The organism is Stenotrophomonas maltophilia group sp. Smal17 (assembly GCF_030237045.1).
Classification (GTDB): Bacteria; Pseudomonadota; Gammaproteobacteria; order Xanthomonadales; family Xanthomonadaceae; genus Stenotrophomonas; species Stenotrophomonas forensis.
The window spans coordinates 35,964-48,686 of the sequence record NZ_JASJSU010000014.1 but is presented as its reverse complement, the minus strand read 5'-3'; the positions used below and the strand labels follow the sequence as shown (position 1 = coordinate 48,686).

The following is a 12,723-nucleotide window of genomic DNA, read 5'->3' as shown; positions in this document are numbered from 1 at the left end:
GGTTGCGGCCGGCGCGGGCGGGCGGTGGCCGCAGCGGCCACCGCCCGGTGCATCAACGGGCGCTGTCGACCACGGCGGCCGACACGGTCGGCGCCGCGTCGGCGTCCTCGGCGATCTGCCGCGGTGCCGGTTCGGCCACGGCCACGCCCAGGTAGCGCTGCATCAGCTCCTGCACGATCGGGCTCTTGCCGGCGAAGCCTTCGATCGACTTGCCCAGCGACACGGCCTTGACCAGGTTCTCGAACATGCCGCCGTCGCCACCGACCAGGTCGATGTCGGCATTGCGCAGCGCGCTGGCGATGACGTTGGCGTTCTCGCGCGAGACTTCCTTGCCCGCTTCGATAGAGGCCAGTGCCTGCTTCAGGCTGTTGTCCAGCATCATGCGGAACTCTTCGTGGCCACGTGCCTGGTCGCTCAGCGAGGCGATGGCTTCGAACTTGCGCACCAGGCCTTCGGCTTCGGCCAGCAGCTTCTTCTGCACCACGCCGGCTTCGGCGTTGCCCAGCGATTCGGTGGCGGTGGCACGGGCCAGGCCCATCTTCTCTTCGCCCTGGGCCTGCGCCTGCAGGGTTTCGGCCAGCACGCGGGCCTCGTTGCTGCCCTGCTTCAGGTTGGCTTCGGCCTTGGCTTCGATCACGCGGGCTTCGGCGATACCGACCTTCTCGATGGCCAGTGCGGAGGCTTCACGCACCTGCGCTTCGGCCAGGCCCGGCGCCGCCTGCTCGGCACGGAAGGCGTCGGCCAGCAGGCGCTTGGCTTCGGCCTGCTTGCCGGCCGCTTCGTGTTCGGCCTGGGCCAGGGTGGTCAGTTCCACCGCGCGGTGCTTGGAGGCGGTTTCGCGGGCCTGCGCTTCCTTCACTTCGCGCACCAGCGATTCCTGCGCCTTGGCTTCGGCTTCCAGAATCAGCACCTGCTTCTGGCGGTCGGCCTCGGAGACCTCGCGCACTTCCTTGATGCGCTCTTCTTCCTGGGCCACGGTCTTGTCGATGGAGATGCGTTCGCGGGTGATGTTGGCCACGTCCATCTTGCCCTGCTCGACCACCTTGTCACGCTCCACGCCCTGCAGCTGCACTTCGCGGTCGGTGGTGACCTGTTCCAGCTGGCGCGCGCGCTCCACGCGCTCGGCTTCGATGGCCACCGCACGCTGGCGGTTCTGTTCGGCCACTTCCACCTCGCGCAGGCGGTTCTGGTCACGGATATCGATCAACTGCTGCGCTTCGATGCGTGCGTTCTCGGACAGCTGGCGCTGTTCTTCCTGCACCTTGGCGGTCTCGGCTTCCTCGCGGGCACGGATGGTCTCGATCTCGCGCTTCTGCCGCGCCTCGGCCTCGGCCTGCTGGCGTTCCAGGGCCAGCAGCGCTTCGCGCGCTTCCACGTTCTTTTTGGTGATGGCGAGCTTCTCGTTCTGCTCCAGCTCGTTGGTCACCACGTTCTGCGCGGCGGTCAGCTCGGTGATCTTGCGGATACCCTGCGCGTCGAGGATGTTGAACTGGTCCAGCAGCGATTTCGGGGTCTGCTCCAGGTAGTCGATGGCCACGTCTTCCAGCACATAGCCGTTCAGGTCGTTGCCGATGACCGCGATGATCTCGTCGCGGAATTCCTGGCGCTTCTCGAACAGCTCGGTGAAGTCGAACTTCTTGCCGACCGTCTTCAGCGCTTCGGAGAACTTGGCGTTGAACAGCTCATCGACGGCGTGCTTGTCCGAGGCACGGTCGGCACCGATGGCCTTGGCCACACGCAGCACGTCGGCCTGGGTCTCGTTGACCCGCAGGTAGAACGCCACGGCGATGTCGGCGCGCATGTTGTCGCGGCAGATCAGGCCTTCCTTGCCGCGGCGGTCGATCTGCAGGGTGATCAGGCTGATCCGCATCAGCTCGGCGCGGTACAGCACCGGGATGATCAGCGCACCGGTGAAGTGCACCTTGGGCGTGGCGCTCATGTCGTTGACGATCAGGGCCACGCCCTGGTCGACCTTGCGGTAGAACGCCTTGAACAGTCCCGCCAGGCCGAGCAGCAGGCCTACGAGGACGATGATCCCGATCAGGAAGGGGGCCGCGCCAGCAAAACTCATCAGAGATTCTCCTTGTTGCCCGGAAGCAGGTTGTCCTGGAAATCGAGGGCGACCGCATCAGCGCGGACCACCCGGTAGTAATGGTGTTCGGCCACGTGCTCGACCAGCACGATGCGCTCGCCACGCTGCAGTTCGACGTCGCTGCGCACCTGCAGCACCAGCCCGGCACCGCCGTCATCGACCGTGGCATGGCCGCCGCGCGCATCCACCCGGGGCGAGGCGACCACGCCCACGCGCCCCAGCAGGGAGGCCTGTGCGACCGGCTGCAGGCGCTGCAGGAAGGTGCGGATGGGCCGCAGCAGCAGCGCGGTGATCGGCACCGCCGGCAGCGGCGCGAGCACGGCCACGAGCGTGCCGAAACCCCAGCGCAGCAGGTCCGGCAGCGGCAACAGTACGAACAGATGGATGAAATAGGTCAAGGCCCAGCCGAAGAAGCCCAGCAGGGTGACCACGACCATGACCGGCACGCCACCGAGGCCGAAGCGCTGCAGCAGGGCCGAGAGGCCGCTGAGATCGGTGTCACTGTCCAGCGCACCATCGGCGCCGAGATCGCCGAACCCGTCATCGACCAGGCCAAAAGCGGCAAGCCCCCAATAGACCAGCGACACCGCCAGCAGGACGCTGTACGGCAGGGTCGGGTAGCCGAACACGACGGTGAGGAATTCCTGCATCGCTTTGCCTTCCTGGGCTATGGGCGCGTGACGCCCCGTTCGGAATCCGCCGGGAGCGGTTCCGTCGATCCCGCCACGGCCCTCATGGCCATGGCTTCCCCTTCATCCTATGTGAAGAGGGTGTACAGGGACAAATGTGAAGACGCGCGCCGACCGCAGGCGGCGACGCGCGCGGGGTCGTGCCGGGTCACTCCAGCACGGTGCAGTCGGCGCTGCGCACCTCTTCGACGAACGTGCGCATCTTGTAGCCGTCCTTGATGCCCGGCTCGACCTCGATGCCGCTGGACACGTCAACGCCCCACGGCAGGGTGGCGAGGATGGCGTCCTTCACGTTCTCCGGGTTCAGGCCGCCGGCCAGCAGGAACGGGCGGTGCAGGCCGGTCGGGATGCGCCCCCACTCGAAGGCGACACCCGTGCCGCCACCGCCGCCGGGCGCGTGGCTGTCGAACAGGAATCCCGCCGCGCTGGGGTAGCGCAGCTGCAGGGTACGGGCGTTGACCTCTTCGCGCCCGCCCATGGCGATCGCCTTCAGGTACGGCATGTTGAAACTGCGGCAGAAGCTCTCGTCTTCCTCGCCATGGAACTGCAGCAGGGTCGGCCGCACCGTGCGCAGCACCTCGCGCACCTCTTCCTTGCTGTTGTTGCGGAACAGCGCCACCACGTCGACCATCGGCGCGATCGCCTGGCGCATCGCGCGCGCTTCGGCCGGGGCGACCCGGCGGCTGCTCTCGCGGGCAAAGATGAAACCCACTGCGTCCACGCCCAGCTCACCGGCCAGGCGGACGTCGCCGGCGCGGGTCATGCCACAGAACTTGATGCGTGTGCGGTAGTAGGAGCGGCTCATAGCGTGACCTCGGCGGGCAGATGCCAGTTGTCGGGGTACAGGGGCCCAAGGAACACCAGGCCCTGCGGCGGTGCGGTGGGACCGGCTACGGTGCGATCGCGCCCGGCCAGCAGTTCGGCGATCCATTCCACCGGTTTTTCGCCGCTGCCCACCAGGATCAAGGATCCGACGATATTGCGGACCATGTGATGAAGGAATGCATTGCCCTGCACGGCCACTTCAATCACCTCGCCCTGGCGGCTGACCTGCAGCGACTGCAGTTCACGCCGCGCATGCAACGCCTGGCACTGCACCGATCGGAACGCACTGAAGTCGTTCTCGCCAAGCAGGGCCTGGCCGGCGGCATGCATCAGGGTCTCGTCCAGCGCCCGCCGCTCCCAGCTCAGGGTCTGGCGGCCCAGCGCCGGCCGCACTTCGCGGTTGAGCAGCCGATAGCGGTAGCGGCGCGCGCGCGCGGAAAAACGGGCGTGGAAATCATCGGCCACCGGCACGCACCAGCGCACCGCGATCGAGCGCGGCAGGCGGGTGGTGGTGCCGAGCATCCAGGCGCGCGGATCGCGCACCACCTCGGTGTCGAAATGCACGACCTGGCACTGGCCGTGCACGCCAGCATCGGTGCGGCCGGCGCAGACCACCTGCAACGGCGCATCGGCGACCGACGACAGGGCCAGTTCAAGGCTGGCCTGCACGCTGGGGCCACCTTCGCCCAGGTTCTGCCAGCCCCTGAAATCGCTGCCGTCGTACTCGACGCCAAGCGCGTAACGCATGTGCTACCTCGATGCTGCGTGTGGGGCGGCGCTCAGGCCGGGTCGCGTTCGGACCACACCGCCAGTTCGTTGCCACCGGGCTCGACGAACTGGAAGCGGCTGCCCCCGGGGAAGGAAAACACCGGGCGCACGATCTCGCCGCCGGCGTCACGCACCGCTGCCTCGATCGGCGCCAGGCGGTCGGCGTACAGCACCAGCAGCGGTGCGCCGGTATCGCTGGCGCGCTGCGGCTGGCCACGGAAGAAGCCGCCCTGCAGGCGGCCATCGTCGAAGGCGGTGTAGTCGCCGCCATAGTCGACGAACGACCAGCCGAACACCTTCTCGAAGAAGGCGCGGCTGGCCGCCGGATCAGCGGAGGCGAATTCAACGTAATCGATGCGGCGCTCGCGGCTCATGGCACGGTCCTTGTCAGCGGGTTCGGTCACGGCAGGCGCGCCAACAGCTCGCGCGCCTGCGCCTGGCTGTGCAGATCGCCGCCCTCGGCGACTTCCTGCAGCAGGGTACGCGCGGTCTGCGCGTCGCCCAGGTCCAGATAGGCAATGGCCAGCTCCAGCCGCTCCTGGCCGGCACGCGGTGCCCAGCCGGCATCACCGGCCGGTGCCGCGGTGTGTTCTTCGTGCGCGGCCGTGGCCATCGCGTCGTGTGGCGCACCGCTGGAATCGCCGTTGTCATGGTGCTCGGCCGGCAGGTCGAACACGCCGCGGAACTGCGGCTGCTGTTCGGCGTGCAGCGCATAGTCCGGCACCGCGATCTCGTCAGCGACCGCCTGCGCGACCGGCTCATCCGGCACGGGGGTGTCCTGCGTGGGCACCGGCTCGTCCCAGCGCGGCAGATCGGTCACGGCCTCGGGCAGCTCCCCCACTTCGTCATCGCGCAGCGTCTGCGCCTGCCAGTCAGCCTGGGCGGCGACGTCGGCGATCGGTTCGGCAGCCACGTCATCCTGCACCTCGGTTGCGGTCGCCCAGGCCGGCATCGCGGGCTCCTGGCGGCCACTGTCGGACACCACCGACGACCACGAGGACTGCTCGGCCAGCGTATCCAGCGCCGCACCCGCCGGCACCGCCGCGGCCAGGCCAGCCGCATCGCCTTCTTCGCGCAGCGGCGGCAATGGTGACGGCTTGCGCCGGCGCAGCAGCCAGGCTGCCGCCGCGGCGAGCAGCAGCACGGGCAGGCCCAGCCAGTACCACGGTGTTGCCGCGTCGCGGCTGCTCGGCGCCTGGGCCAGGCGTTGCTGCGCGGCAGCCAGGTCGTTGTCCTTCATCGCGATCAGCGACTGCTGCTGTTCCTTCAGCTTCTCCAGGTCGGCCACGCGCTGCTTCAGCTCGCCGATCTCGGCATCGCGGGTAGCGATGTCCTCACGCGCCTGGCGCAGTTGCTCGTTGCCCATCATGTCACCCTCACTGCCGGCAGCGGTGCCGGTGGTTGTGCCCGCTTTCGCGGCGTCGGACGCCAGCGCCGGAGCGATTTCAAGCCGCGCGCCGCTGGCCCCCGACGGGGACGCTGCGTTCGTGGTTTGTGCCTTGGCCACTGCTGCGACGGTACCCGCCGGCTGCGGCACGGTGCGTGCCTGGCGCCATTGCGCCGCGTGTTCGCGCACCAGCGCAGCCGCTTCGGCAGCATCGACCGCCGCCAGCGCATCGCTGCCTGGCATGCGCAGCACTGCGCCCTGCTTGAGCAGGTTCACGTTGCCACGGATGAAGGCTTCGGGATTGGCGCGCAGCAGGGCGATCATCGCGCGATCACGACTGACCTGGTTGCCACGCGCCACCGCGCTGGCAATCTGCGACAAGGTCTGGCCGCGCTGCACGGTGACGCTGCCATCGGCAGGTATGGCCGCAACCGGTGGAGGCACCGCACGCGACCGTGCTGGTGCGGGTGCCGGCGTGGGCGCCGGCGCGGACGGTGGCGTGCCCGGCGCCTCTGCCACAGGTGCCGCTGCCGGCTCGCGGGCAATGGTATTGGACAGGGTGCCAGCCGGTGCGACGATCTCCGGCTCGGCCACGGCCAGTGCGCTGGACGGCGCATCGACCAGCGCCGAGTATTCGCGGACCAGCCGGCCCTGGCCCCAGTCGGCCTCGATCAGGAAGCTCAACGACGGCGTCTCGACCGGCGCCTGCGAGGTCACCCGCACCACCGCCCTGCCCTGCGCGTTGCGGGTCAGTTCGAACTGCAGTTCGCTGACCAGGCCGGTCGGCCGTTGCAGGCCGACGCGCTCGAAGGTGACCGGCGAAGCCAGCGCCACACGCAGGTTTTCCAGCTCGGACGGGTCGGCCGAGACTACCGGGATCTCGGCCAGCAAGGGCTGGCCCGGCTTGGACAGGACACGGATGTCGCCCAACCCCAGGGCGAGCGCCGAACTGCTGGCCAGGGCCAGCAGCGCGGCGGAAAGATAGCTGAGCGGGCGCGTTGCGCCCCTGGCCCGTTTATTCATGGGCGACACTATAAAGCGTGCGGACCAAGGTCCGCACCCACCGATGGACGACCTGCGGCAATGCCGGCCAGCGGCCGGCACTACCGGTGAAGCAACCGCGCTGCTCAGCGCTGTTCGGCGGCGACCAGCTCGGCCAGCTGCACGGCATTCAGTGCCGCGCCCTTGCGCACGTTGTCCGAGACGATCCACAGGTTCAGGCCGCGCGGGTGCGACAGGTCCTCACGGATGCGACCGACGTACACCGCGTCGGTGCCCGAAGCGTGGGTCACCGGGGTCGGGTAGCCACCCGCTTCGTGGCGATCCACCACTTCGATGCCCGGCGACTGCTCCAGCAGCGCACGCGCTTCGGCCACGGTCACCTTGTCGCGGGTCTCAATCGCCACCGATTCGGAGTGGCCGTAGAACACCGGCACGCGCACTGCGGTCGGGTTCACCAGGATGCTGTCGTCGCCGAGGATCTTGCGGGTTTCCCAGACCAGCTTCATCTCTTCCTTGGTGAAGCCGTTGTCCTGGAAGTCGTCGATGTGCGGGATCAGGTTGAAGGCGATCTGCACCGGGAAGCGCTGCGGATCGATTTCCTGGAAGCTGAGCAGCTGGCCGGTCTGCTTGCCCAGCTCTTCCATCGCCGAACGGCCACCACCGGACACCGACTGGTAGGTGGACACGTTGATGCGCTCGATGCCGTACTTGCGGTGCAGCGGCGCCAGCGCCACCAGCATCTGCATGGTCGAGCAGTTCGGATTGGCGATGATGCCGCGCGGACGGTTGGCAACCTGGTCCGGGTTGACCTCGGACACCACCAGCGGCACGTCGTCGTCGTAACGGAAGGCCGAAGAATTGTCGATCACCACCGCACCGGCGGCAGCGAACTTCGGCGCGTATTCCTTCGACACGCTGCCACCGGCCGAGAACAGGGCGATCTCGACGCCGGTCGGGTCGAAAGTGGCCAGGTCCTGCACCGTGACCTTCTGGCCGTTGAACTCGATCTCGCCACCGGCCGAACGCTCGGAGGCCAGGACGCTCAGGGTACCAACCGGGAAATGACGTTCTTCAAGGATCGACAACATGGTCTCGCCAACCGCGCCGGTGGCACCGACGACGGCGACGTGGAAACTGCGCTGTGCATTGCTCATGGGGGGAAACTCTCACGAAAACGGGGATGGGAAAAATCACGCACGACAGCAGGGTTCGGGGAACCTCCTCAAGCGGGGCGCGCGGAGGTTCCCTATCGTTTCCCGGTTTTTTTGCCCAGAGTCACGCGCGCGGCCATCGCCGCGTCAGCGTTGATCGCGCTCGGCATGCGCGACGGATCGCCGTCCAGGCCGAGCCCGGCAACCAGATTATCCACGGCCAGCTGTACCATCGCCGTTCGCGTGGCCAGCGAGGCGCTGCCGATGTGCGGGGTCAGCACCACGTTGCGCAGCGCCAGCAGTTCCGGGCGCACTGCCGGCTCGCCCTCGTACACATCCAGGCCGGCCGCCGCCAGGCGGCCATTGGCCAGTGCATCGGCCAATGCGATCTCATCGACCAGGCCGCCACGGGCGATGTTCACCAGCGTGGCCGACGGCTTCATCTTCGCCAGCGCGGCGGCATCGATCAGGTGATGCGACGCCGGGGTGTACGGCAGCACCAGCAGCAGGTGGTCGGACTGCGCAAGCAGCGTATCCAGGTCCACGTAGGTGGCACCCAGCGCCGCTTCGGTGTCGGCCGGCAGCTGCGAGCGGTTGTGGTAGAGCACCTTCATGCCGAAACCGAGTGCGCCGCGGCGGGCGATGCCCTGGCCGATGCGGCCCATGCCGAGAATGCCGAGCGTGCTGCCGTGGATGTCGGCACCGAGCATGGTCTGGAACGACCACTGCTGCCACTGGCCTTCACGCAGCCAGCGCTCGGATTCGGTGATGCGGCGCGCGGTGGCCATCAGCAGGGCGAAACCGAGGTCGGCCGTGGTCTCGGTGAGCACGTCCGGGGTGTTGCTGGCGAGGATGCCGGCCGCGCTGAGCGCGTCGACATCCAGGTTGTTATAGCCGACGCCGACGTTGGCGATCACCTGCAACTGCGCGGCATCGGCCACCTGGGCCGCGCCGATGCGCTCGTTGAGGGTGATGATCGCGCCCTCGGCGCTGGCCAGCTGCGCGGCGATCTGCTCGGGCGACCAGGCGGTAACGGTGTCGGTGACGCGCAGCTGCACGCGATCGCGCAGCGGCGCGATGGCCGCATCGATCAGCGGCTGGCTCACCCACACCGTCGGCCGCGTGTCAGCCATCGATCTGCCCGGGGATACGCGGGGTGATCGTGCCGACATCGCCACACTGCGCACGATGGCGCAGCGCCTGGTCCATCAGCACCATCGCCACCATCGCCTCGGCGATCGGGGTGGCACGGATGCCGACGCAGGGATCGTGGCGGCCGGTGGTGACCACTTCCACCACGTTGCCGGCGGTGTCCAGCGACGGGCCCGGCAGGCGCAGGCTGGAGGTCGGCTTCAACACGATCGAAGCGACCACCGGCTGGCCGGTGGAAATACCGCCGAGGATGCCGCCGGCATGGTTGCTGGCAAAGCCCTGCGGGGTCAGCAGGTCACGATGCTCGGTGCCCTTCTGCGCGGCGCTGGCGAAACCGTCGCCGATCTCCACGCCCTTCACCGCGTTGATGCTCATCAGCGCGGCGGCGAGTTCGCCGTCGAGCTTGCCGTAGATGGGCTCGCCCCAACCCGGCGGCACGTTGTCGGCGACCACGTCCACGCAGGCACCGACCGAATCACCGGACTTGCGCAGCGCATCCATGTACGCCTCCAGCTCGGGCACCTGCGCGGCGTGCGGCCAGAAGAACGGGTTGTCTTCCACCGCCGACCAGTCGAAGCCGGCCGGGGTGATGTCGCCCAGCTGCGACAGGTAGCCACGCACGGTGACGCCGAAACGCTCGGCCAGCCACTTTTTGGCGACCACGCCGGCGGCCACACGCATGGTGGTCTCGCGCGCCGAGGAACGGCCACCACCACGCGGGTCGCGGATGCCGTACTTGTGCCAGTAGCTGTAGTCGGCATGGCCCGGGCGGAACTGCTGGCCGATGTTGGCGTAATCCTTGCTGCGCTGGTCGGTGTTGCGGATCAGCAGCGCGATCGGGGTGCCGGTGGTCAGGCCTTCGTACACGCCGGACAGGATCTCGACCTCATCGGCCTCGCGGCGCGCCGAGGTGTGCCGGCTCTTGCCGGTGGCGCGGCGCTGCAGGTCGTGGGCGAATTCGGCCGCGTCCAGCGCCAGCCCCGGCGGGCAGCCATCGATCACGCAGCCGATGGCCGGCCCGTGCGACTCGCCGAACGTGGTGACGGTGAACAGTTTGCCGAACGAATTGGAACTCACGGGCGCTGCGCCGCCAGTTCGGTGATGCGCGCGCTGTGGGCGATCAGCTCGCGGCATTCGACCGCGAAGATGCCCATCTGGCCGACCTTGAATTCGATCCAGGCGAAATCGACTTCCGGCAGCAGCTTGATCAGATGCTGTTCGGACTCGCCCACTTCACAGATCAGCAGGCCGTCTTCGCTCAGGTGCAGCGGCGCGTCACGCAGGATCTTCAGCACCAGGTCCAGGCCGTCGTCGCCGGCACGCAGGCCCATGTCCGGCTCGTAGGAGTATTCCTTCGGCAGCGCATCGGTCTCGTCGTTGGTGACGTACGGCGGATTGGTGACGATCAGGTCGTAGTGGCGGCCGGACAGGCCATTGAACAGGTCCGACTTCACCAGGTTGACGTTGTATGCCTGCAGCCGCTCCCGGTTTTCTTCAGCCAGCGACAGCGCGTCGTCGCTCAGGTCGACGCCGTCCACCTGCCAGTTCGGGTAGTAGTGGCCCATGGCGATGGCGATGCAGCCCGAACCGGTGCACAGGTCCAGCGCACGGTACACGTCGCGGCCGGCCAGCCACGGCTCGAAGCCGCACTCGATCAGTTCGGCGATCGGCGAGCGCGGCACCAGCGCGCGCTTGTCGCTCTTGAAGCTCAAACCTGCAAACCAGGCTTCACCTGTCAGGTAGGCGGCCGGGATGCGTTCGTCGATGCGGCGCTGGAACAGCTCCAGCACACGCTGCTTCTCGGCCTGCAGCAGCCGCGCCTGGCCGTACGCCGGGCCGAGGTCGTGCGGCAGGTGCAGGCTGTGCAGCACCAGCTGGGTGGCCTCGTCCAGCGCGTTGTCGTAGCTGTGCCCGAAGGTCAGCCCGGCTTCGTTGAAACGGCTGGTGCCGTAGCGGATCAGATCGATGATCGTGTGGAGTTCGGCGGCCGTTTCAGCGGTCATGGCGGTACTGCGGGCAAAGTGGCCCCCGATTATAGGGGCTGGCGCCCGTGGCGGCATCCGTTGCGGCGGAAACGATCAGGCCACAGCCGGTATGATGGAACCCATTTCGCGCGGGAGCCCCCATGTTCAATCGCAACGCCGGCATCATCCTGCTGATCGCCCTGGCGGCGGGGCTCGGCCTGCTGGCCGCCCAGCAGGTGTTCGCGCCGAAGCCGCCGGCCAACGCCCCGGCTACCGAAGCGATCACCCTGTATCCGCAGCCGCGTGCGCTTCCCGATTTCAACCTCGCGCAGTCCGATGGCACCCGCCTGATCCCCGGCAAGCTGAAGGGCCACTGGACGGTGGTGTTCCTGGGCTTCACCTTCTGCCCGGACGTGTGCCCGACCACCCTGGCCGAGCTGGCCGGCGCGCAGAACCAGTGGGAGGCCCTGCCCGACAGCCTGCGCCCGCGCGTGCTGTTCATCTCGGTCGACCCCGACCGCGACAGCGCCACCCGCCTGGGCGAATACGTGCACGGCTTCCACAAGGACACCCTGGCCGCCACCGCCGACGTTCCCTCGCTGGAGCGCTTCGCCACCTCGCTGGGCTTCGTGTTCCAGAAGGTGCCGGGCAAGCACTTCGACGAGAACCCCGAGGATTACACCGTCGAGCATTCGGCCAGCCTGGCCGTGCTCGACCCGCAGGGCCGCCTCGCCGGCCTGGTGCGCCCCCCGTTCAACGCGCCGGCGATCGCCCGCGACCTGCAGAAGCTGACCGAGAAAACCGCCCCATGAGTCTCACCACCGCCCTGACGTACGTCCTGCCCCACCGTCTGCTGTCCTCGATGGCGCGTTCGCTGGCGTACTCGGACGACCCGCGCGTGTCACGCTGGCTGATCGACACGGTCACCCGCAAGTTCAACGTCAACCTGGATGAGGCGGCCAACCCGGACCCGCGCAGCTATGCCACCTTCAACCAGTTCTTCACCCGTGCGCTGAAGCCGGGCGCGCGGGTGGCCGATGCCGATCCGCGCAGGCTGGTGATGCCGGCCGACGGCCGCATCAGCCAGCTGGGAAAGATCGAGGCCGGTCGCATCTTCCAGGCCAAGGGCCAGTCGTTCACCGCGGCCGAGCTGCTGGGCAGCGACGAGGATGCCAAGCCGTACAACGACGGCCTGTATGCCACCGTCTACCTGTCGCCGCGCGACTACCACCGCGTGCACATGCCCTGGACCGGCACCCTGCGTGAAACCGTGCACGTGCCGGGCCGTCTGTTCAGCGTCGGCCCGGCCGCGGTGAACGGCGTGCCACGCCTGTTCGCGCGCAACGAGCGCCTGGTCTGCCACTTCGACACCAGCTTCGGCCCGATGGTCAGCGTGATGGTCGGCGCATTGCTGGTGTCCGGCGTGGAAACCGTGTGGAGCGGCGAAGAGATCCCGGCCTACGGCGACCGCATCACCCGCAAGGACTACCGTGGCCAGGGCATCCAGCTGGAGCGATTCGCCGAGATGGCGCGCTTCAACTATGGCTCGACCGTGATCGTGCTGCTGCCGCCGGGCGTGGCCGAGTTCGCCCCGCAGCTGGGCGCCGAGAGCCCGGTGCAGCTGGGCCAGGCGCTGGCCACGCTGCGCTGAGGCTTCGGTAGTGCCGGCCACTGGCCGGCATCTCCGTTGATC

The 12,723-nt window shown here is 68.3% G+C and carries 12 protein-coding genes; 2 read left to right on the top strand and 10 right to left on the bottom strand.

Annotated features, from left to right (window positions below):
• Positions 1-52: 52 nt before the first annotated feature.
• From QRO93_RS06290 to prmB, 10 genes are all read right to left on the bottom strand, one after another.
• A complete protein-coding gene (locus QRO93_RS06290) occupies positions 53-2,071 on the bottom strand; it encodes a flotillin family protein (RefSeq protein ID WP_053450396.1) in 2,019 nt (672 codons plus the stop codon).
• Positions 2,071-2,742, bottom strand: a complete 672-nt coding sequence (locus tag QRO93_RS06285; protein ID WP_180878476.1) for an OB-fold-containig protein — start codon at positions 2,740-2,742, stop codon at positions 2,071-2,073. The genes QRO93_RS06290 and QRO93_RS06285 overlap by 1 nt, the downstream gene beginning before the upstream one ends.
• Positions 2,743-2,929: 187 nt before the next feature.
• On the bottom strand, positions 2,930-3,586 hold the full coding sequence (locus QRO93_RS06280; protein WP_285304012.1) for a phosphoribosylanthranilate isomerase: 657 nt from the start codon (positions 3,584-3,586) through the stop codon (positions 2,930-2,932).
• A complete protein-coding gene (gene truA, locus QRO93_RS06275) occupies positions 3,583-4,353 on the bottom strand; it encodes a tRNA pseudouridine(38-40) synthase TruA (RefSeq protein WP_053450399.1) in 771 nt (256 codons plus the stop codon). The genes QRO93_RS06280 and truA overlap by 4 nt, the downstream gene beginning before the upstream one ends.
• 32 nt (positions 4,354-4,385) lie before the next feature.
• Complete coding sequence (locus QRO93_RS06270; protein ID WP_053450400.1) at positions 4,386-4,748, bottom strand: VOC family protein; 363 nt, start codon at positions 4,746-4,748, stop codon at positions 4,386-4,388.
• Positions 4,749-4,774: 26 nt separating this feature from the next.
• Positions 4,775-6,784 carry a FimV/HubP family polar landmark protein gene (locus tag QRO93_RS06265; protein WP_180878477.1) on the bottom strand — a complete coding sequence of 670 codons (2,010 nt, stop codon included), beginning with the start codon at positions 6,782-6,784 and terminating at the stop codon, positions 4,775-4,777.
• Positions 6,785-6,888: 104 nt separating this feature from the next.
• Positions 6,889-7,917: an aspartate-semialdehyde dehydrogenase gene (locus tag QRO93_RS06260; RefSeq protein ID WP_180878478.1), complete on the bottom strand. Its 1,029-nt coding sequence runs from the start codon at positions 7,915-7,917 to the stop codon at positions 6,889-6,891.
• Positions 7,918-8,009: 92 nt separating this feature from the next.
• Positions 8,010-9,047 (bottom strand): D-glycerate dehydrogenase, encoded by a 1,038-nt coding sequence (locus QRO93_RS06255; protein ID WP_053450403.1) that lies wholly within the window; start codon positions 9,045-9,047, stop codon positions 8,010-8,012.
• Complete coding sequence (gene aroC, locus QRO93_RS06250) at positions 9,040-10,143, bottom strand: chorismate synthase (protein ID WP_008264593.1); 1,104 nt, start codon at positions 10,141-10,143, stop codon at positions 9,040-9,042. The genes QRO93_RS06255 and aroC overlap by 8 nt, the downstream gene beginning before the upstream one ends.
• A complete protein-coding gene (prmB, locus tag QRO93_RS06245) occupies positions 10,140-11,069 on the bottom strand; it encodes a 50S ribosomal protein L3 N(5)-glutamine methyltransferase (RefSeq protein WP_053450404.1) in 930 nt (309 codons plus the stop codon). The genes aroC and prmB overlap by 4 nt, the downstream gene beginning before the upstream one ends.
• A 122-nt stretch (positions 11,070-11,191) precedes the next feature.
• Between prmB and QRO93_RS06240 the strand changes: the two genes are divergently transcribed.
• Positions 11,192-11,842, top strand: a complete 651-nt coding sequence (locus QRO93_RS06240) for an SCO family protein (RefSeq protein ID WP_285304010.1) — start codon at positions 11,192-11,194, stop codon at positions 11,840-11,842.
• Positions 11,839-12,681 (top strand): archaetidylserine decarboxylase, encoded by an 843-nt coding sequence (gene asd, locus QRO93_RS06235; protein WP_180878479.1) that lies wholly within the window; start codon positions 11,839-11,841, stop codon positions 12,679-12,681. The genes QRO93_RS06240 and asd overlap by 4 nt, the downstream gene beginning before the upstream one ends.
• Positions 12,682-12,723: the final 42 nt, after the last annotated feature.

Bases quoted from the DNA above. Each gene is read 5' to 3' on its own strand.
- QRO93_RS06285 (WP_180878476.1), bottom strand. From the start codon at position 2,742: ATGCAGGAATTCCTCACCGTCGTGTTCGGCTACCCGACCCTGCCGTAC.
- prmB (WP_053450404.1), bottom strand. From the start codon at position 11,069: ATGACCGCTGAAACGGCCGCCGAACTCCACACGATCATCGATCTGATC.
- QRO93_RS06265 (WP_180878477.1), bottom strand. From the start codon at position 6,784: ATGAATAAACGGGCCAGGGGCGCAACGCGCCCGCTCAGCTATCTTTCC.
- QRO93_RS06255 (WP_053450403.1), bottom strand. From the start codon at position 9,047: ATGGCTGACACGCGGCCGACGGTGTGGGTGAGCCAGCCGCTGATCGAT.
- truA (WP_053450399.1), bottom strand. From the start codon at position 4,353: ATGCGTTACGCGCTTGGCGTCGAGTACGACGGCAGCGATTTCAGGGGC.
- QRO93_RS06280 (WP_285304012.1), bottom strand. From the start codon at position 3,586: ATGAGCCGCTCCTACTACCGCACACGCATCAAGTTCTGTGGCATGACC.
- QRO93_RS06270 (WP_053450400.1), bottom strand. From the start codon at position 4,748: ATGAGCCGCGAGCGCCGCATCGATTACGTTGAATTCGCCTCCGCTGAT.
- QRO93_RS06240 (WP_285304010.1), top strand. From the start codon at position 11,192: ATGTTCAATCGCAACGCCGGCATCATCCTGCTGATCGCCCTGGCGGCG.
- QRO93_RS06260 (WP_180878478.1), bottom strand. From the start codon at position 7,917: ATGAGCAATGCACAGCGCAGTTTCCACGTCGCCGTCGTCGGTGCCACC.
- QRO93_RS06290 (WP_053450396.1), bottom strand. From the start codon at position 2,071: ATGAGTTTTGCTGGCGCGGCCCCCTTCCTGATCGGGATCATCGTCCTC.
- asd (WP_180878479.1), top strand. From the start codon at position 11,839: ATGAGTCTCACCACCGCCCTGACGTACGTCCTGCCCCACCGTCTGCTG.